The organism is Cryobacterium arcticum, from assembly GCF_001679725.1.
GTDB lineage: Bacteria > Actinomycetota > Actinomycetes > Actinomycetales > Microbacteriaceae > Cryobacterium > Cryobacterium arcticum_A.
Genome location: NZ_CP016282.1, coordinates 2,153,018 through 2,171,491, shown reverse-complemented (window position 1 = coordinate 2,171,491; position 18,474 = coordinate 2,153,018). Strand labels below are relative to the sequence as shown.

Sequence of the window (18,474 nt, the reverse complement as noted above, 5' to 3'; positions counted from 1 at the left end):
ACCGACGGAGTGACCATGACCGATCAGAGCTACGACCCCTTCGACCGCACCCGCCCCGTGCAGACCGCTGGAGCGGACCAGACGCACACCGAACGCCTCGACTTCGACCGCGACCCGGTCACAGGCCCGGCGGAGGCCGAACTGGCGGAGACCGCAACCGAGTCGCGCGATGCCAGGCCCCGCAGCCGCACGCTGATCTCCGACCTGCGCACCGGCGGCCCCCAGCGTGCCGCGCTGGTGGTGCTGGTGGGCATCGCCGTTCTCACGATCGCGTTCATCATCATGATCTTCGTGAACGTGTCCAACGAGTCCATCATCGCCCTGGCCGTGATCGCCACACCGATCGCGTCGATGGTGGCGGCCTACTACGCGGTGACCCTGAGCATCCAGCAGGTCAAGACGGAGCGGGCCGACAAGGAGAAGGCCCTGGCCAAGCTCGAGGCCGTCGAAGCGGCCGCCCGCGAGACCGAGGTGTGGGCCTCCCAGATGGAATCCGGCCTCCGGGTCGCGGTGGCCAAGCTCGATGGCGCCGGACTGTCCAGCGTCGCGGTCACTCGCGCCGCCGGCACGCCGGACGACTTCTTCTAGGCCGGATTCCGGCCGGCGGTGTCGCTAGATCTCGCCGGATGCGGCGCCGAGCCGCTCGGACTCGGAACGTTCGGCGGCCGACCGGGCCCGGGCGGCACGCAGGTAGTGGCGCATCGGCGCGTGCCGCAGTCGCCTCGGCAACCGCGGGTAGACCGCGCGCAGGAGCGTCAGAACAAGGTTGAAGCGCCGTTGCCGCCCCGGCGACCACGGCAGCTCGAACAGGGCGCGTTCCCCGGGCTCGAGCAGCCCCGCCGTGACCAGGCGGGCCAGCGGCATCGCCAGGCGCAGCCAGACCGGCCCTGTCCGCGGATGCAGCAGCGTGTCGGCGACGGCGCGGGTCGTGGCGTCCGTCGACAGCGTTCGGCCGGCGTTCCGCCAGTATTCCGCGAAGGCCTGCCGGGTCGGCGGCCACAACCCGGCCGGCACCTGCAGGGCGGTGCCCAGCACCGCGTAGTCGCGGTAGACCGCCTCCGCGTCGTCGTCGGGGAGCGGGCCGAAGACCAGGTCGTGCATGCGGGTCGCCGACTCGTAGAGGGTGGCGGCCACCCAGAGCTGAAGCGCCGGATCGAACGCGTTGTAGGCGGGGTCCCCGTCAGCAACGGTTCGGGGGCTGTGCACCGGACGGTGCGCCAGTGACACCCGGCGAACCGCCGCCACCCTGTCGATGGGAGTTCCGCAGGTGACCGCGTACACGTATGCGAGTGTGCCCGTCAGTCGGTCGAGCGGCCGGGCGGCGAAGTCGCTGTGCCGGGCCACCCCGTGCCCGACGGCGGGGTTGGCCAGCTGCAGGAGGATCGCCCGCCCGCCGGCGAGAATGAGAATTCCCTCAGGCGCCAGGTCCCGGATGCCCAGGGCGGGGCGTGCCTGAGCGGGCCGGCCAGTCCCTGCAAGGGGACTCTCGTCGTGCGCCATGGCGGCCTCCTTCACGGTGAGCCTACTTCCCCGCACGCCTTCGCCCGCGACAGTTCTCCCGACCGTCCCCTCGAGGAAGCCGTTCCTGACCCGTTCACAGAAATTCTCCCTCACGATGGAATATCCTGAGGTCCTATGCGATTGCATATACCTGAGGGTGACGGATCCGGTCGCCCCACAGACCTGAGGAGCATCATGAGCGACACCGACATCATCACCATCCCCGGCTACAAAGCGGGAACCTGGACCATCGACCCCACCCACAGCGCGGTCGGCTTCAGCATCCGTCACATCATGATCAGCAAGGTCAAGGGCACCTTCGAGTCGTTCGACGCCACGTTCGTCACCACCGAGAACCCCCTCGAGACCAGCGTCACCGCCTCCGCGACGGTCGCCTCCATCAACACCAACGAGCCCAACCGCGACGGCCACCTGCGCACCGGCGACTTCTTCGACGCCGAGACCTACCCGACCATCGACTTCGTGTCGACCGGCGTGCGTCTGGTGAAGGGCGACTACCTCGTCGACGGCAACCTGACCATCAAGGGCGTCACCAAGCCCGTCACCTTCGACTTCGACTTCGGTGGCTTCGGTTCGGACCCCTACGGCAACTACAAGTTCGGCGCCACCGCCAAGGCCGAGATCAACCGTGAGGACTTCGGCCTCACCTACAACGCCGCCCTCGAGACCGGCGGCATGCTGCTCGGCGACAAGGTCACCATCACCCTCGAACTGCAGGGCGCCCTTCAGGCGTAATCCAGTCCGCTGAACGGGGATCCCACCTGGTGGGGTCCCCGTTTCGTGTGTCCGGGCGCACTCCGCCTATAACCGCTCAGCCGACGACCGCTCAGCCGACGACCGCTCAGCCGACGACCGCTCAGCCGACGACCGCTCAGCCGACGACGGCACCGTCCGGGGTGGGCTTGAGGACCCCGAGTCGCCGCAGGGCGAGGGCGATGACCGGGTCGAGGGCGAAGACGAGGAACGCCGCAGAACCCCAGACCGTTGCGAGCAGCACCACGCAGAAGGCCTCCACGAGCGCGGTGGCCGAGTTGACCCTGCCGTTGTGCACGGCCTCGGGCGAGGCACCCTGCACAAGCCTGCGGCGGGGCGAGCTGGCGTGGAACCACTGCCAGGTGCTGATGAAGAGGATCAGGAAGAAGTTCACCGGGAGCAGGGTGCGGCCAAGCAGGTAGCGGCTGAACTCGTCGTTGAGGCTCGTCGTGAACGGCACGAGCACCACCCCGAGCAGTCGCAGATTGTTGAGCCAGATGATGGTGGTGTCGACGCGGGGGATGAACTCGAACTGTCGCACGTGGATGAGCCAGAGCAGACCGAGCAGCAGAAAGCTGATCACGACGTTCAGGACGCTGGGCAGCAGGGCCAGCACCTGCTGCACGAGCTCGGCGTTGGAGTGCACCACGCCGATCCCGCTCACCGACAGGTTCAACACCAGCAGCGTGGCCGCGATGGCGAAGACGCCGTCCGTGTAGGACTCCAGCCGCCGGGTGGCGAGCACGGTGCGCCGGTCCGGGCCCATCCTTGGCGAGCGGGCGTTCCGGTCCCCAGCACCCCCTGGCGGGCCGGAGAAGCCGTCTGAGTCGTTCGGCTCGGCTGGGGGAGGCGCGCTCGGCATGCCGGCAGCCTACTCGCCGGTGATCTCCTCGCGCACGCGCCGCAGGTCCTCCATGAGGGCCCCGATCAGGATCCAGTGCTGCGGATGCGGTGTCGTGATCATCAGCGGAGCCGTGAGTGCCGGCGGCTCCACGGTTGGCGCAGCGGACGCTGCGGCGGCCGATTCCGGCAGCACGGTCAGCAGGCGCAGGTCGTGGGCCGCGCGCTCCAGCTCGATGGAGAAGGCCTGCACGGTGGGCTCGAGGTGCAACGAGTCGTCGTAATGGTCACGCAGCGCGCGGGTCATCCCCAGGGCACGGGTGACCAACGGCACCAGCCGCTTGTAGAGCTCGGTGTCGGCGTCGAGCACCTCCCGGTGCCTGGCCTGGCGCGGATTGAGGGTGAGGCTTTCCTCGGCCTGGCTGATCGCCCGTTCGGCCTTGGCCAGCATCGGCCGCAGCAGACGCGCCTGGATCATCAGCGACTCGAGGTCGGAGTACTTCTGCGGACTCAGCAACGCGTTGGCAACCCGGTCGAAGGTTGCGGCGATCTCCAGGGTGAGCCGGGTGACGGCGTCGTGCGCGGGGGTGAGGAGCACCGGCGGCACGATGAGGGCGTTCACGATGACGGCGATGGCGGCGCCGAGGATGGTCTCGATGATGCGGTCCCTGGCGTAGGTCGGCGTCGCCGCCCCCAGGGTGAGCACGAGCATCGCGCTGATCGGGATCTGGTTGGCGGAGCCCGGCGAGAGCTTGAGCGCCCAGGCGAGCAGGATGCACAGCACGATGGCGGAGAGCACGATCCAGCTGGACTGACCGAAGAGCAGGCCGATGGCCAGGGCCACCAGGACTCCACCGACGACACCGAGGCTGCGTTCCAGTGCCCGCCCGAGGGACTGGTTGACGCTGGGCTGCACCACGAAGATGGCCGCCATCGCGGCGAAGATGGGAAGCTCACCCGGTAGCAGCCACTGCGAGATGATCCAGGCCAGGGCAACCGCGACCGATGTCTTGAGGGTCTGCAGAAGAGGGATCCGTCTGGACACTCGCAGGTTGGCCGTTATTCGCACTGTCATAGGGTACAAGCCGGCCGGGGTCGAACCGGTCCGCCAATGCCTCAGCCGGCCGGCGCCGGCGGTTGCGGCGGGGTCGCTGCCGGGAGAACGTGCACGGGACGGCCGAGGAACCGCGCGTATTCGTGCAGGGCGCGGTCGGCGCTTCGTGCGGACACATCGGAGAACGGGAGAAAGGGCTGCGGCTGCACGGTCACCTGTCGTGGGTGCCACTCCCGGCGCCAAGTGCCGATCACGCGCCCGGACCGAACCAGGATCGGCAGGAAGATCCCGTTCTTGCCGGGAACGACCGAAGTGAACCTCTCGGGCTCGATGGCCAGACCGCGCTCCCGGTAGCCGAGCAGGTACTCGTCGAAACCGGCCAGCGCCAACACGGCCGCCGGGCCCCGCCCTGGCGCGGCGCGCGGGATCGCTGACGTGTCGCTGCTCCGCGGCAGCAGATGACGCACGCCGTCCACCTCGAACTCCACCAGGTGCGGGGCTGCGACGGCGAGGGCGACCTTCGCGTCCGCGGTGGTGAGTTGCGACCACCAGATGAAGTCGGTCAGCGGGGCGGGGCCGTGGCCGGTGAGGTAGCGCAGCAGGTACTCGCCGAGGGCCTCGTCGCGTTCGAGCCGACGCGGCTGGGGAACCCACTCGTCCAGCAGGACGAGCATCTGTTGGGAGTCGAGTTGGCGGCCCCAGCACAGCGTGCCCGACTGGGCCAGGTGCCAGATGAGGTGGTAGCCGCGCTGCCCGGCGGCGCTGATACCGTGCTGTTCCAGCAGTTCTGAGAACTGCGCCCGGGACAGTTCCCGTCCACCGGTCAGGGCGTCGACGGCCACCTGCCTGGCGTGCTCTATGACGGCCTCATCCAGGCCGAGGTCGCGTCGGCGAGTGGCCGCACCCGACCAGAGCCTGGGCGTGGTGAGCGCCTGCATCCAGCCCAGGTCCCGCCCGGGGACCAGGTGCAGCGTGCCGCGCATGGGCCAGGACCGCACGATGCGGCCCGAGTCGATCATCCGGTCGATGTCAGCACTGGTGGTGCCGGGGGAGCGGACCGCCACGGCCCATTTGGCCCAGCGCAGGTCCTGGGCCTGCAGGGCGAGCATCCGCTCGACGACGGCGACCGCACCCTCCCCAGCATCCCTCTGGCCGGCATCCGGCTCGCCAGAGGAGTCCGGGACCGCCGCCGCCCCGGTCAGCGACTGGCTGACCAGGCGCCGCCGCACTATGTCTGAACTCGAGGCTCGCGTCATAGCTCGGCAGTCTAGGGCCGATCGCACCGGGAGTCAGGACAGCGACCGGTTCGGTCCGTCCTGGGTGGGGCTTGCCGCTAGGCGGGCTCGTCTTTAAGTGGGGTCGTCCTTAAGCGAGGTCATCGTCGGTACGGGCACCGAACACGATCTCGTCCCAGCTGGGCATCGAGGCCCGGCCGCGCCGACCGGTCTGACCGGTGCGTGGTTGTCCCGTTGCGGCCTGGGTGGCCCATACATTGCGTGCGGCATCCGGCCGGGCGGGAACGGGGTCGGGCGCACCAGCCGCCGGCGGCTGGGGTGCCGGGGCCGTGGCGGCCTCGTCGACCAGACGGATGCCGGTCGCCAGGGGTGCGCGGTCAACCGGGCGGTGCTCCGGCGTCGCCGCAGCAGTGGGTGCCTCGACCGCGGCAGCCTCGCGTTCGCCGCGGCGACGCCGCAGGGACTCCAACAGGTCGGCCGTCTCGCTCAAACTCTGGGCCGGTTCGTCGGCACGCTTGATGGCGGCTTTGGACACGGCTTCCGTCGTGCCGGCGGAGCGGGCATAGGGCACCAGGTCGTGCAGCGGTGCGGTGTCGTTGAGGATGTCGTCGGCCAGGGACTCCTTGAAGGTGAACGCGCCGCTGTCGAAGCGGCTGACGTCGGCCAGGCTGGTCTCGGCTCCCACGGCGCGCAGCCGGGGAATCAGGGCGCCCTTGAGCTCACCCTGCTGGGAGAGCGCGATGGCCTCGCTTCCGATGGGGGCGAGAGCGTTCTTCTTCGGTTCGAAACCCCAGCGGGCGTCGTGATCGATGTCGTCGGCCGTGAAGGCCAGCTTGACGATCCAGCCGGCACCCGGTTCCTTCCAACTCGCCCAGCGCTCGTTCGAGGCGCCGAGTGAGGCGAGGCGTTCGCGGATGACGCTGCCGAAGGTGGCAGGCTCGTCGCCCGGGTCGGGTTCGAGCGCCGTGTGCACGGGCACGCCCAGAGCCGACGAGACGATGTACTCCCGTTCGGCGACCACGGGGCCCTCGAAGCGGCGCACGAAGTCCAGCGACGCACCGGTCACGGCGGCCACATCCTCGGCGGACATGCCGGCCCGGATGTGCGATTGCACTTCCCGGGGCGACAGCTTGGGTCGAACGGACGAATCCGTTTGGGTTTGGCGAAGCCGGGACTGGAGAACCGCGTCGATGGGAATCCTGAAACGATCACCATCCTCTGACGCTGCAAGCAGCGCGCCGTTCTCGACTCCGATAACTTTCAAATCCTGCATGGCGAAAGCCCTCTCGCGATCACTGATGGCCCAACCATGCCATGCCAAGTGGTCATTTCGGGGGAATACTGCGGGCGTGCCGGAAGTTGCTCCCATTGCCAACCTGAGAGGTTGGTGATTGGTTTGCTATTCCGAACGGATTGTTGCAAACTATGGCCGCCGATTTCGTTTATCGGCGTTAATGAAATGGATGGGCATGGCAACCGACTACGACGCACCGCGAAAGACCGAAGACGACTCAGAGTCGATTGAGGCCCTCAAGGAGCGTGTACCCGACAAGATGTCCGGTGTCGTTGATGTTGACGACTCCGACAACCCCGGTGGTTTCGACCTCCCGGGCGCCGATCTGTCCGACCTCGACCTCGACGTCGTCGTCCTGCCTCCGCAGGCCGACGAGTTCACCTGCGTGGAGTGCTTCCTCGTGAAGCACCGTTCGCAGATGTCGCACGAGACCAAGCTCGGCCCGGTCTGCCTGGAGTGCGACGCCTAAGCGCGCTTAGTTACTTGATGCTGGCCGTCGCGATCGATTGATCGCGGCGGCCATTTTCTGTGGCTGGCGACTGGAGACGAGCCAGTACGGCGCCGGGTCCGTGGGGTCCTCGAGCGGAATCCGCACGACCCCGGGCACCCAGCCGCGGATGAGCAACCACGCGCGGGCGTCGAGCCGCGGCCCGCGCTCGGCCGTGGCATCCGCCCCGTCGAAGGCAACGGCCTCGCCCAGAAGCGAGGTGTCGATGGTGGCGCGGCCGGCCGTGAGCGTGCCGCCGGAGACCTGCACGGTGGGGGACGCGAGCACCACGAGCAGTGCGCTCCCGATGTACAACCCCGCCGCCGTCAGGACACCCGCGAGCATCGAGATCGGGAGGAAGACCAGCAGGCTCGCGGGAATCACGAGAGCGATGATGACGAACAGCCAGGGGGACGGCCGGAGTTTTTCGCGATATTCGGGCATGGCTCTATTCGATCAGACTTCTGCACTACCCTCGACACGTGTCTGAAAGCGTTGAAGTCCTGATAGCCGCGCCCGTTCTCCCCACCTACGCCCACCCCGGCGACGCCGGAGCCGATCTCCACTCGGCCGAGGCCCTCGTCCTGGCTCCCGGCGAGCGGGCCCTCGTGGGTACCGGTGTGTCGATCGCGCTGCCCGACGGTTATGCCGCGTTCGTCGTTCCGCGCAGCGGGTTGGCCGTCAAACACGGCATCACCATCGTCAACTCGCCGGGCACCGTCGACGCCGGCTATCGCGGTGAGATCAAGGTGTGCCTGCTCAACACCGACAGCACCGCCTCGTTCGAGATCCAGGCAGGTGACCGGATCGCCCAGCTCATCGTGGCGCCGGTCTCGCGGGCCGTGTTCGTGCCCGTGGAACGCCTGCCAGGTAGCCTGCGCGGCTCCGGCGGTTTCGGTTCCACTGGAATCGCCCAGCAGGCTGCCGACCTGGCCCCCCATTCCTCTGCGTCCGCACCGGCGGATGCCCACCTGAGCGGAGAAACCCTGTGAGTGACAACGTGAATCCCGGCACGGGCTCTAAGGCCGACAAGCTGGCCGCGACCGAGCCGGCTGAGACGGAGCTGGCTGAGACCGAACCGGCTGAGACCGAGCTGACGGATGCCGAGCAGGCCCCTGACCCGCACGCCAAGTCCGCCCCCGACGACCGCGACGTCGACGGCCCCCTCGACGAGTCCGAGGCCAACCCGGTGCGCCCGTATGTGGACCTCGGTGGCGTGAAGATCCTGCCCCGCGAGGGACTGCACCTCCGTCTCGAGATCGAAGAGGGCAGCAAGCGCGTCGTGGCCATCGGCTTGGACTATGCCGGTTCGACCCTGCAGGTCCAGCCCTTTGCGGCGCCGCGCTCGAGTGGGCTGTGGCACGAGATCCGCAGCCAGATCGCCGACCAGATCGCCCGTCAGGGTGGTTCGACCACCCCGCGTGAAGGCCCGTTCGGCCCTGAGCTCGTCGCCGAGATCCCCGTGGCCGCCGGCCAGGGCCCGAGCGGCACCACCCGGCTGGCGCGCTTCATCGGAGTGGACGGCCCGCGCTGGTTCCTCCGCGGTGTCATCGCCGGCGAGGGCGCCATCAACCCGGACGCCGCTGCACAGATCGAAGACCTCTTCCGCAGCATCGTCGTGGTGCGCGGTTCTGCGCCCATGCCGCCGCGTGATCTGATCCCGCTGCGGATGCCGGCGACCCCGGCCGGCACCCCCGAGCCCAGCGGCGCCTAAGCACCCGGTCGGAGCCGACCGGCCTGCGGCCTCCGTTCGACACACCATCCGACACCTCACCGAAAGCCCCATGATGACGGATTCCACTTCCCGGCCCGAGCCAGACCCGTCCGCGCCCGACGAACGGACCGGCTCCGACGCCGGAGCCACACCGGCCTCAGCGCCGGCGGAACCGACGGCAGGCAGTGCCCTCGCCGACGGGATGGCCGCCGCCGCCCGGCGCGCCGGATTCAGTCCGGCCGCCGACGGGGAGCCGATCAGTGGCCATGCCCTGCTGGCGGCGATGGGCGGAATCCGCGGCCTGGTCGAGGCCGTCCTGCCCGGACTGGTCTTCCTGGTCACCTACACGTTCACCCGGGAGCTGATCCCGTCTCTGGTCGCTCCGGTGCTCATCGGCTTGGTCTTCTTCGCATTCCGGCTGGCCCGCAAACAGACCGTCGCGCAGGCCCTCGGCGGGCTGGTCGGCATCGCTATCAGCGCGGTGCTCGCCCTCCTCACCGGCCGCGCCGAGGACTTCTACCTGCCCGGTTTCTGGACCAACGGTGTGTACGGCGCCGTGCTCCTGGTGTCGGCCCTCGTCGGCTGGCCCCTCATCGGAGTGGCCGTCGGCTTCCTGATGGGGGAGCAGCTTGCATGGCGCTCCGACCCGTCCAAACGCCGGGTGATGACCATCCTCACCTTCATGTGGGCCGGTCTGTTCATCCTCCGGCTCGCGGTGCAGCTTCCGCTGTACTACGCAGGGAATGTCGAGTGGCTGGGCGCGACCAAGCTTCTGATGGGCATTCCGCTCTATGCGCCCCTGCTCGTGCTCTCCTGGTTGATGGTGCGCTCGGTCTATGCCGCGACGGCCGCGCGGGAGTCCAGCGACTAGTCCCGCCGCAGCCGTGCCGGACGAACCTGTCGGGGCGCCGTGTCGCCCGGGTGGGGGATGCCATCGGTGCTATTGTTATCTCGACGTCAAGATAGTTTGGCGAGGATGACAGCCCGGTGCGCCCGTGGCTCGGCCCTGCGCCGCCGACACCAGGCGGTAAGGCTACCCTTGCTGGCAGAAGCGGGCGTCACTTGGTCAGGATTGAGGATTGCGGACGGGATCCCGTCGGTTTCCACGAAGGAGAGGACATCGTGTCTGCTGTAAATAGTTTTGGAGCTCGGGACACCCTGCGCGTCGGTTCGACGGACTACGAGGTCTTTCGCCTGGACGCCGTCGAGGGATTCGAGAAGCTGCCGTTCAGCCTCAAGGTCCTCCTGGAGAACCTGCTTCGCACCGAAGACGGTGCCAACATCACCGCGGACCACATCCGCGCCCTCGGCTCCTGGGTCCCCACCGCCGACCCCGACACCGAGATCCAGTTCACGCCGGCCCGGGTGATCATGCAGGACTTCACCGGTGTTCCCTGCATCGTCGACCTCGCCACCATGCGTGAGGCCGTCGCCGACCTCGGTGGCGACCCCAACACGATCAACCCGCTGGCCCCGGCCGAACTGGTCATCGACCACTCCGTCATCGCCGACCTCTTCGGCAGCGACAACGCCCTCGAACGCAACGTCGAGATCGAATACGAGCGCAACGGCGAGCGGTACCAGTTCCTCCGTTGGGGCCAGACCGCCTTCGACGACTTCAAGGTCGTCCCGCCGGGAACCGGCATCGTGCACCAGGTCAACATCGAGTACCTGGCCCGCGTCACCTTCACCCGCGAGGTCGGCGGCGTCCTCCGCGCCTACCCGGACACCTGCGTCGGCACCGACTCGCACACCACCATGGTCAACGGCCTCGGCGTGCTCGGCTGGGGCGTCGGTGGCATCGAAGCCGAGGCGGCCATGCTCGGCCAGCCCGTTTCCATGCTCATCCCCAAGGTCGTCGGCTTCAAGCTCAACGGCTCCATCCCCGCCGGCGTCACCGCTACGGATGTCGTGCTCACCATCACGCAGATGCTGCGGAAGCACGGCGTCGTGGGCAAGTTCGTCGAATTCTACGGCGAGGGCGTCGCCCAGGTCCCGCTGGCCAACCGCGCCACCATCGGCAACATGAGCCCGGAGTTCGGCTCCACGGCCGCCATGTTCCCCATCGACGACGTCACCCTCGGCTACCTGCGCCTCACCGGCCGCAGCGAGGACCAGGTCGCCCTGGTCGAGGCCTACTCCAAGCTGCAGGGCCTCTGGCACAACCCGGCGCAGGAGCCTGTCTTCAGCGAATACCTGGAGCTGGACCTCGGCACCGTCGTGCCCTCCATCGCCGGCCCGAAGCGCCCGCAGGACCGGGTCGAACTCAGCAACGCCAAGAGCCAGTTCGAGATCGACCTGCAGAACTACGCCACCCACGACCTGTCCATGGTGGACGCGGCCGTCGAGGCGTCGTTCCCCGCGTCCGACCCCATCGGATTCACCGCCCAGGACGAGCAGACCGCTCACCAGATCTCCCACCAGCACGTGAGCCACGCTCCCGTGTCGGTGTCGAGCCCGGTGCCGATCACCACCGCGGACGGGGCCACGTACACCCTCGACCATGGCGCCGTTGCCGTCGCGGCCATCACGAGCTGCACCAACACCTCCAACCCCTCGGTCATGCTCGCCGCGGGCCTGCTCGCCCGCAACGCCGTCCGGAAGGGCCTCACCTCCAAGCCGTGGGTCAAGACCACCTTGGCTCCCGGCTCCAAGGTCGTCACCGACTACTACGCAAAGGCCGGCCTCACGGGCGACCTCGAGGCTCTCGGTTTCTACACCGTCGGCTACGGCTGCACGGTGTGCATCGGCAACACCGGTCCGCTCATCGACGAGGTGTCCGCCGCGATCAACGAGAACGACCTCGCCGTCACCGCGGTGCTCTCCGGCAACCGCAACTTCGAGGGCCGCATCAGCCCCGACGTCAAGATGAACTACCTGGCCAGCCCGCCGCTGGTCATCGCATACGCCCTGGCAGGGTCGATGAACTTCGACTTCGACACCGACGCCCTCGGCGTCGGCAGCGACGGCACCGAGGTGTTCCTCAAGGACATCTGGCCCGACTCCGCCGAGGTGCAGGCCACGATCGACAGCTCGATCGACACCGCCATGTTCACCAAGGAATACGGCGAAGTGTTCGCCGGTGACGAGCGCTGGCGCTCCCTGCCCACGCCCGACAGCGAGGTCTTCCAGTGGGACCCCGAGTCCACGTACGTGCGGAAGCCCCCATACTTCGACGGCATGACGCTGGAGACCACCCCGGTCTCCGACATCGTCGATGCCCGCGTGCTGGCCAAATTGGGCGACTCGGTCACCACCGACCACATCTCCCCGGCCGGCAACATCAAGGCCGACAGCCCGGCTGGCGCGTACCTGATGGAGCACGGCGTCGAACGCGGCGACTTCAACTCCTACGGATCGCGTCGCGGCAACCACGAGATCATGATCCGCGGAACCTTCGCCAACATCCGGCTGCGCAACCAGCTGCTCGACGGCGTCGAGGGCGGGTACACCCGCGACTTCACCAAGCCGGATGCTCCGCAGTCGTTCATCTACGACGCCAGCCAGAACTACCAGGCGGCCGGAACGCCCCTGGTGATCTTCGGCGGCAAGGAGTACGGCTCCGGGTCCTCCCGTGACTGGGCGGCCAAGGGCACCAGCCTGCTGGGCGTCAAGGCCGTCATCACCGAGAGCTTCGAGCGCATCCACCGCTCCAACCTGATCGGAATGGGCGTTGTCCCGCTCCAGTTCCCGGCCGGCGAAAGCTGGGCGTCGCTGGGCCTGGACGGCACCGAGAGCGTCTCGATCACGGGCCTCGAGGAACTCAACGCGGGCACGACGCCCAAGACCGTGCACGTCGTCGCGACCCCCACGGCGCACTCGGCACCGGACAAGGCCGTCGTCGAGTTCGACGCGGTCGTGCGCATCGACACCCCCGGCGAGGCTGACTACTACCGCAACGGCGGCATCCTGCAGTACGTGCTGCGTTCCCTGGTCGTCTAACCGGGAATTCGCAGAGACGGCGGCGAGCTGGCGCGTAGACTCGGGGAATCCGAACTGCGCGCCAGTTCTGCGTTGTCGTGGCGGGTGATTCGTCGCACCAATATCGTGAAAGGCTGGCCCAATGACCCTTCTGGAGACGATCCACGGTCCCCGGGACCTCGACGGTCTCACGAAGGAACAGCTCGTCGAGCTGGCCGCCGAGGTCCGCGCCTTCCTGGTCGCGGAGATCTCGAAGACCGGTGGGCATCTGGGGCCGAACCTGGGCGTGGTCGAGATGACCATCGCCATCCATCGCATCTTCGACTCGCCCCGTGACGCCATCGTCTTCGACACCGGTCACCAGTCCTACGTGCACAAGATGCTGACCGGTCGGCAGGACTTCAGCCGGCTCCGCCAAACCGGTGGCCTCGCCGGCTACCCGCAGCGGTCGGAGTCCGAACACGACATCGTGGAGAGCTCGCACGCGTCGAGTTCGCTGTCCTGGGCCGACGGCATCTCCCGTGCCTTCGAGATGACCGGGCAGAGCGACCGCAACGTCATCGCCGTCGTCGGCGACGGCTCCCTCACCGGCGGCATGACCTGGGAAGCGCTGAACAACATCAGCGACGACAACAACCGCCGGCTCATCATCGTCATCAACGACAACGGCCGCTCCTACGCGCCCACCATCGGCGGCATGGCCCGCTTCCTCAACACGGTGCGGTTGCGCGCCAGCTACAAGGCGGCCTACATCACCAGCCGGCAGGCCTTCGACCACATGGGCGCTCCGGCCCGGGCGATCTTCCGCGGCGTGCGCGGCGGCCTGCACGGCTTCCTCAGCCGGTTCTCCAACAACGAGGCCCTCTATTCCAACCTCGACATCAAGTACATCGGGCCGGTCGACGGCCACGACATGGAAGCCATGCTCGAGGCGCTCACCCAGGCCAAGGAGTACGGCGCCCCTGTGATCGTGCACACCATCACCCAGAAGGGCAAGGGCTACGACCCGGCGGTCCAGGACGTGGCCGACCAGTTCCACGCCGTCGGCGTGATCGACCCCGAGACGGGCGAGCCCACCGAATCCGCCGGCGCCCCCTCCTGGACGTCGGTCTTCGCCGACGAACTGTTGAACCTCGCCACCGACAACCCCAAGCTGGTGGCCATCACGGCCGCGATGTTGCGGCCCACCGGCCTGCACAAGATGGCCGAGCGCTTCCCCGAGCGGGTACACGACGTCGGCATCGCCGAGCAGCACGCCGTCACCAGCGCCGCCGGCCTCGCCTTCGGCGGCCTGCACCCCGTCGTGGCCCTCTACGCCACCTTCATCAACCGCGCGTTCGACCAGGTGCTGATGGACGTCGCCCTGCACCGCGCCGGCGTGACGTTCGTGCTCGACCGCGCCGGTGTGACCGGACCGGACGGACCCAGCCACCACGGCATGTGGGACCTCGCGATCCTCCAGGTCATCCCGCACATCCGCCTGGCCGCGCCGCGCGACTCCACGCGCCTGCGCGAGGAACTCGCCGAGGCCGTCGTCGTCGATGACGGCCCCACCGTGCTGCGCTTCCCCAAGGGCAGCACCGGCGTCGAGTTCGACGCGGTTGAGCGGCTCTCCGACGGCGTCGATGTCCTGCTGCGGAGCGCGCAGCAGGATGTCCTCATCGTGACGGTCGGCCCCATGGCCGGCATGGGCCTCGAGGTCGCCGCCCGGCTGGCCGCACAGGGCATCGGCGCGACTGTCGTCGACCCACGCTGGGTGGTGCCGGTTCCGCAGAGCATCATCGGGCTCGCCGCCTCGCACCGCATCGTGGTGAGCATCGAGGACGGCGTCCGGGTCGGCGGGATCGGAACCCGCATCCGCCAGGACCTCCGCGAGGCCGGCGTGGACACCGCCGTGACCGAGCTGGGTCTGCCCGACGAGTTCCTCGACCACGGCACCCGCGCCGAGATCCTCGAGCGAGTGGGACTGACCCCGCAGCACATCGCCCGCGACGTCGTGGCGATGGTGCTGGGCAGCAAGCTGCCGCACGCCAGGGCCCTGCCGGCGGATGACGATCGCAGCGAGGCCGGCTCAGAAACGGGCTCAGACACGGGTTCCGTGCCCGTGCGGCGCGCCCCCCGCGACTAGTCCTGCTCAGTCCCGCGCGAGGGCAGTTCCACCCGGAACTGTTCCCGAAACGGACAAATGCGGCCGGTACACCGGCCGCATTTGTCCGTTCGGGTAACGGTTGAGCTGGTTGGGCTAGTTCAGGACGGCCGGGGCGGCGCTCACGCCTCGGATCATCGGGGTGTGGAAGGTGCCGCCGAAGACCCGCTCACTCGCTCCCACCCGGTCGAGGTAGGGCGTGACGCCGCCCATCTGGAACGGCCAGCCGGCACCGAGGAGCATGCACAGGTCGATGTCCTCCGGGGCGTGCACCACGTCGTCGTCGAGCATCCGCTTGATCTCGTCGGCCAGGCCGTCCTCGACCCGCCGCAGGATCTGTTCTGCGGTCATCGGCGTCGTTCCGCCCGCCACGATCTTCTGGGCGCCCTTGTTGAACCCGGTTACCTGGCCCTTGGCGTTGCGGTCCAGGATCGTGCCGTGCTCCGCGAGGCGGTGCAGGTTGGTGCTTTCGAAGAAGCGGTCGGGGAAGGCCGCGTGGTGGGTGTCCAGCACGTGGGCGCCCACCTTGAGGCCGACCAGCTCGAGAAGCTCGAACGGCGTCATCGGCAGGCCGAAGGGCGACAGGGCGCCGTTGACGACCTCGAAGGGGGTGCCGGTGTCCACGGCGTGCATGGCCTCGCCGAGAAGCTTGGCCAGCACCCGGTTGACCACGAACCCGGGGGTGTCCCGGGTGATGACGGCGTTCTTCCGCAGCTTGGCCGCGATGACCATCGCGGTTGCGAGAGTGACCTCGTCGGTCGCGGGCGTGTTGACGACCTCGATCAACGGCATCACCGCGACAGGGTTGAAGAAGTGGAACCCGACGAGCCGTTCCGGATGCTCAAGCTTCGCTCCGATCTGCTCCACCGAGAGGGACGACGTGTTCGTGGCCAGGATCGCGGTGGGGGAGATGTGCTTCTCGATCTCGGCGAACACCTCCTGCTTGACGCCGAGTTCTTCGAACACGGCCTCGATGACCCAGTCCGCGCCGGCGAAGTCGGCCTTGTCGGTGGTGCCCGTCACGAGGGCCCGCAGCCGGTTGGCCTCGTCGGAGCTGATCCGGCCTTTGTCCTGCAGAGTCTTGATCTCGCCGTGGATGTAGGCCACGCCCTTGTCGACCCTGGCCTGATCGAGGTCGGTGATCACGACGGGAACGCGCAGCCGCCGCACGAAGAGCAGCGCGAACTGGCTGGCCATGAGTCCGGCCCCGATCACGCCGACCTTGCCGATCGGTCGGGCGAGCGCCTTGTCCGGAGCCCCCGCAGGGCGCCTGGCGCGCTTCTGCACCAGGTTGAACGCGTAGATGCTGGCCGGCAACTGGTCGCCCGAGATCAGGTCGGCGAGCACGTCGTCCTCCCGGGCAAAGGCCTCGGCTTTGCTGCCGCTCTTGGCAGCCTTGAGCAGGTCAAGGGCTGCGTAGGGGGATGCGGCCACCTCGCCGATGCGGGAGGTCAGCATCTTGCGGGCGATGCCGATGGCGGCATCCCACTTGACCAGGCGCTCGATCTTGCCGGGGACATGCGGGCGCGAAACGGCCGTGGTGCCTGCGATGACACCGTCGGCCCACGCGATCGACTCCTCCAGGAAAGTGACCGAACGGAACATCACGTCGGCGATTCCCAGCTCCAGGGCGTCGGCGCCCGTGAGGGTGCGGTTGTTCTTGAGCGGGTTCTCGATGATCACCTTGAGGGCGTTCTCGATGCCGACGAGGTTGGGCAGCAGGTAGGAGCCGCCCCAGCCCGGAATCAGCCCGAGGAAGACCTCCGGCAGGGCGATGGCTGGCGCCGTCGCGTCCACCGAGCGGTAGTCGGCGTTCAGGGCGATCTCCAGCCCGCCGCCGAGCGCGAGTCCGTTGATGAAGACGAACGACGGCACACCGAGGGTGCTGAGTTTGCCGAGCGCGTGGTGGCCGAGTTGGGCGAGTAGCTTGCCCACCTCGCGGGAGGGGATCTCACCCACCTTGCTGAGGTCGGCGCCGGCGGCCAGGATGAACGGCTTGCCGGTCACGGCCACTCCGTGGATCTCCCCGCGGGAAGCACGCCCGGCCAGCTCGTCCAGGGTCGCGGCGAATTCCAGCAGGGTGATGGGCCCCAGGGTATTGGGGCGGGTGTGGTCGCGCCCGTTGTCCAGGGTGAGCAGGGCGAGCGTGCGGCCGCCGGACAGCGGCACGTCGCGCACCAGGGAGTGGGTGACGACCTCGTCGGCGGAGATCGCCACGAGCGGGCTGAAATCCACGCCGGCGTAGTCGGTGGACATGGCGGAGGTGGTGTCGGTCATCGCTTGGCTGCCTTCTTGTTGAAGTGCGGGTTTTCCCAGATCACTGTGCCGCCCTGGCCGAGCCCGATGCACATGGCGGTGACGCCGTAACGCACTTCGGGGTGATCGGCGAACTGGCTGGCGAGCTGGTTCATCAGGCGCACACCCGATGAGGCCAGCGGATGCCCGATGGCGATGGCGCCGCCGTACTCGTTCACCCGGGGATCGTCGTCGTCGATGCCGAAGTGGTCGAGGAAGGAGATGACCTGTACGGCGAAGGCCTCGTTGAGTTCGAACAGGCCGATATCGGTGATGGACAGGCCTGCCTTGCGCAGGGCCTTCTCGGTGGAGGGAACCGGGCCAAGTCCCATCACCTCGGGCTCGACCCCGGCGAAGGCGAAGCTCACCATCTTCATCTTCACGCTGAGGCCGAGTTCCTTGGCGGTCGCTCCGCTGGCCAGCAGGCACGCGGTGGCGCCGTCATTGAGCCCGGAGGCGTTGCCCGCCGTGATGCGCCCGTGCGGGCGGAACGGCGTCTTCAGGCCGGCCAGACCCTCGAGGGTGGTCTCGGGCCGGGGAGCCTCATCGCGGGTCGCCAGGCCCCAGCCGGAGTCGCTGCGGGTGGCAACCGACACCAGGTCCGGCTGGATCTTGCCGGCAGCGTACGCGGCGGCGACCTTCTGCTGGCTACGCAGCGCATACCGGTCGGAGCGGTCCTTGGTGTACTCGGGGAACCTGTCGTGGATCCGCTCGGCCGTGGCGCCCATGTTCAGGGCATACTCGCTCACCAGCCGTTCGCTGAGGAACCGCGGGTTGGGGTCGACACCGGCCCCCATGGGGTGCCGGCCCATGTGCTCGACACCGCCGGCGATGGCCAGGTCGTAAGCGCCGAAGCCGATCGCCGAGCCCATCGTGGTGACCGACGTCATCGCACCGGCGCACATGCGGTCGATGGCGAAGCCGGGCACCGAGACCGGCAGGCCCGCCAACAGAGCGGCGGTTCGGCCCAGCGTGAGTCCCTGGTCGCCGGCCTGCGTTGTCGCGGCTATCGCGACATCGTCGATCCGTTCACCCGGCACGTTCGGATTGCGTTCCATCAACCCGGTGATCGCCTTGACCACCAGGTCGTCGGCGCGGGTATTCCAGTACATACCCTTCTCGCCGGCCCGACCGAACGGGGTGCGAACCCCGTCCACGAAGACGACATCAGTTCTCTCGGCCACTTTGCCTCCATCACTCAAAACAGGTATCGC

The 18,474-nt window shown here is 68.3% G+C and carries 16 protein-coding genes; 8 read left to right on the top strand and 8 right to left on the bottom strand.

What is annotated here, in order from left to right; genetic code table 11:
- Positions 1-15 precede the first annotated feature (15 nt).
- Complete coding sequence (locus tag PA27867_RS09725; protein ID WP_066595806.1) at positions 16-588, top strand: hypothetical protein; 573 nt, start codon at positions 16-18, stop codon at positions 586-588.
- Positions 589-612: 24 nt separating this feature from the next.
- Here PA27867_RS09725 and PA27867_RS09720 read toward each other — a convergent pair whose 3' ends face one another.
- On the bottom strand, positions 613-1,500 hold the full coding sequence (locus PA27867_RS09720) for an oxygenase MpaB family protein (RefSeq protein ID WP_066595804.1): 888 nt from the start codon (positions 1,498-1,500) through the stop codon (positions 613-615).
- Between the two features lie 195 nt (positions 1,501-1,695).
- On the opposite strand from PA27867_RS09720, the gene PA27867_RS09715 reads away from it, so the two are divergent.
- Positions 1,696-2,256: a YceI family protein gene (locus tag PA27867_RS09715; RefSeq protein WP_066595801.1), complete on the top strand. Its 561-nt coding sequence runs from the start codon at positions 1,696-1,698 to the stop codon at positions 2,254-2,256.
- Between the two features lie 136 nt (positions 2,257-2,392).
- Here the strand turns inward: PA27867_RS09715 and PA27867_RS09710 are convergent, their stop codons facing one another.
- The 4 genes from PA27867_RS09710 to sepH form a co-directional block, all read right to left on the bottom strand.
- Positions 2,393-3,040: a TMEM175 family protein gene (locus PA27867_RS09710; protein WP_066595798.1), complete on the bottom strand. Its 648-nt coding sequence runs from the start codon at positions 3,038-3,040 to the stop codon at positions 2,393-2,395.
- A 105-nt stretch (positions 3,041-3,145) separates the two neighbouring features.
- Positions 3,146-4,189, bottom strand: a complete 1,044-nt coding sequence (locus PA27867_RS09705; RefSeq protein ID WP_335582752.1) for an FUSC family protein — start codon at positions 4,187-4,189, stop codon at positions 3,146-3,148.
- A 41-nt stretch (positions 4,190-4,230) separates the two neighbouring features.
- Positions 4,231-5,424, bottom strand: coding sequence for a winged helix DNA-binding domain-containing protein (locus PA27867_RS09700; RefSeq protein ID WP_084020941.1), 1,194 nt, complete (start codon positions 5,422-5,424; stop codon positions 4,231-4,233).
- A gap of 109 nt (positions 5,425-5,533) precedes the next feature.
- Positions 5,534-6,676, bottom strand: coding sequence for a septation protein SepH (sepH, locus tag PA27867_RS09695; RefSeq protein ID WP_066595794.1), 1,143 nt, complete (start codon positions 6,674-6,676; stop codon positions 5,534-5,536).
- Between the two features lie 196 nt (positions 6,677-6,872).
- Between sepH and PA27867_RS09690 the strand changes: the two genes are divergently transcribed.
- Positions 6,873-7,166: a DUF4193 domain-containing protein gene (locus PA27867_RS09690; RefSeq protein ID WP_066599570.1), complete on the top strand. Its 294-nt coding sequence runs from the start codon at positions 6,873-6,875 to the stop codon at positions 7,164-7,166.
- A gap of 6 nt (positions 7,167-7,172) precedes the next feature.
- Here the strand turns inward: PA27867_RS09690 and PA27867_RS09685 are convergent, their stop codons facing one another.
- Entirely contained in the window at positions 7,173-7,628 is a 456-nt protein-coding gene (locus PA27867_RS09685) for a DUF3093 domain-containing protein (protein WP_066595788.1), read from the bottom strand.
- Between the two features lie 38 nt (positions 7,629-7,666).
- Between PA27867_RS09685 and dut the strand changes: the two genes are divergently transcribed.
- The 5 genes from dut (at position 7,667) to dxs (ending at position 14,947) form a co-directional block, all read left to right on the top strand.
- Complete coding sequence (gene dut / locus PA27867_RS09680; RefSeq protein WP_066595781.1) at positions 7,667-8,176, top strand: dUTP diphosphatase; 510 nt, start codon at positions 7,667-7,669, stop codon at positions 8,174-8,176.
- A 101-nt stretch (positions 8,177-8,277) separates the two neighbouring features.
- Complete coding sequence (locus PA27867_RS09675; RefSeq protein WP_066599567.1) at positions 8,278-8,898, top strand: DUF3710 domain-containing protein; 621 nt, start codon at positions 8,278-8,280, stop codon at positions 8,896-8,898.
- Between the two features lie 73 nt (positions 8,899-8,971).
- Positions 8,972-9,769 (top strand): DUF3159 domain-containing protein, encoded by a 798-nt coding sequence (locus tag PA27867_RS09670; RefSeq protein ID WP_066599564.1) that lies wholly within the window; start codon positions 8,972-8,974, stop codon positions 9,767-9,769.
- Positions 9,770-10,020: 251 nt separating this feature from the next.
- Positions 10,021-12,840, top strand: a complete 2,820-nt coding sequence (gene acnA / locus PA27867_RS09665) for an aconitate hydratase AcnA (RefSeq protein ID WP_066595774.1) — start codon at positions 10,021-10,023, stop codon at positions 12,838-12,840.
- 121 nt (positions 12,841-12,961) lie between these two features.
- Positions 12,962-14,947, top strand: coding sequence for a 1-deoxy-D-xylulose-5-phosphate synthase (gene dxs / locus PA27867_RS09660; RefSeq protein ID WP_066595772.1), 1,986 nt, complete (start codon positions 12,962-12,964; stop codon positions 14,945-14,947).
- 114 nt (positions 14,948-15,061) lie between these two features.
- Here dxs and PA27867_RS09655 read toward each other — a convergent pair whose 3' ends face one another.
- Positions 15,062-17,242 (bottom strand): 3-hydroxyacyl-CoA dehydrogenase NAD-binding domain-containing protein, encoded by a 2,181-nt coding sequence (locus PA27867_RS09655; RefSeq protein WP_066595767.1) that lies wholly within the window; start codon positions 17,240-17,242, stop codon positions 15,062-15,064.
- Positions 17,239-18,444 carry a thiolase family protein gene (locus tag PA27867_RS09650; protein ID WP_066595766.1) on the bottom strand — a complete coding sequence of 402 codons (1,206 nt, stop codon included), beginning with the start codon at positions 18,442-18,444 and terminating at the stop codon, positions 17,239-17,241. The genes PA27867_RS09655 and PA27867_RS09650 overlap by 4 nt, the downstream gene beginning before the upstream one ends.
- Between the last annotated feature and the right edge of the window lie 30 nt (positions 18,445-18,474).

Excerpts from the sequence above, each read along its gene's own strand:
- PA27867_RS09705 (WP_335582752.1), bottom strand. The coding sequence starts at position 4,189 with ATGACAGTGCGAATAACGGCCAACCTGCGAGTGTCCAGACGGATCCCT.
- PA27867_RS09715 (WP_066595801.1), top strand. The coding sequence starts at position 1,696 with ATGAGCGACACCGACATCATCACCATCCCCGGCTACAAAGCGGGAACC.
- sepH (WP_066595794.1), bottom strand. The coding sequence starts at position 6,676 with ATGCAGGATTTGAAAGTTATCGGAGTCGAGAACGGCGCGCTGCTTGCA.
- PA27867_RS09725 (WP_066595806.1), top strand. The coding sequence starts at position 16 with ATGACCGATCAGAGCTACGACCCCTTCGACCGCACCCGCCCCGTGCAG.
- PA27867_RS09655 (WP_066595767.1), bottom strand. The coding sequence starts at position 17,242 with ATGACCGACACCACCTCCGCCATGTCCACCGACTACGCCGGCGTGGAT.
- PA27867_RS09670 (WP_066599564.1), top strand. The coding sequence starts at position 8,972 with ATGACGGATTCCACTTCCCGGCCCGAGCCAGACCCGTCCGCGCCCGAC.
- PA27867_RS09710 (WP_066595798.1), bottom strand. The coding sequence starts at position 3,040 with ATGGGCCCGGACCGGCGCACCGTGCTCGCCACCCGGCGGCTGGAGTCC.
- PA27867_RS09685 (WP_066595788.1), bottom strand. The coding sequence starts at position 7,628 with ATGCCCGAATATCGCGAAAAACTCCGGCCGTCCCCCTGGCTGTTCGTC.
- PA27867_RS09700 (WP_084020941.1), bottom strand. The coding sequence starts at position 5,424 with ATGACGCGAGCCTCGAGTTCAGACATAGTGCGGCGGCGCCTGGTCAGC.
- PA27867_RS09690 (WP_066599570.1), top strand. The coding sequence starts at position 6,873 with ATGGCAACCGACTACGACGCACCGCGAAAGACCGAAGACGACTCAGAG.
- PA27867_RS09720 (WP_066595804.1), bottom strand. The coding sequence starts at position 1,500 with ATGGCGCACGACGAGAGTCCCCTTGCAGGGACTGGCCGGCCCGCTCAG.
- dxs (WP_066595772.1), top strand. The coding sequence starts at position 12,962 with ATGACCCTTCTGGAGACGATCCACGGTCCCCGGGACCTCGACGGTCTC.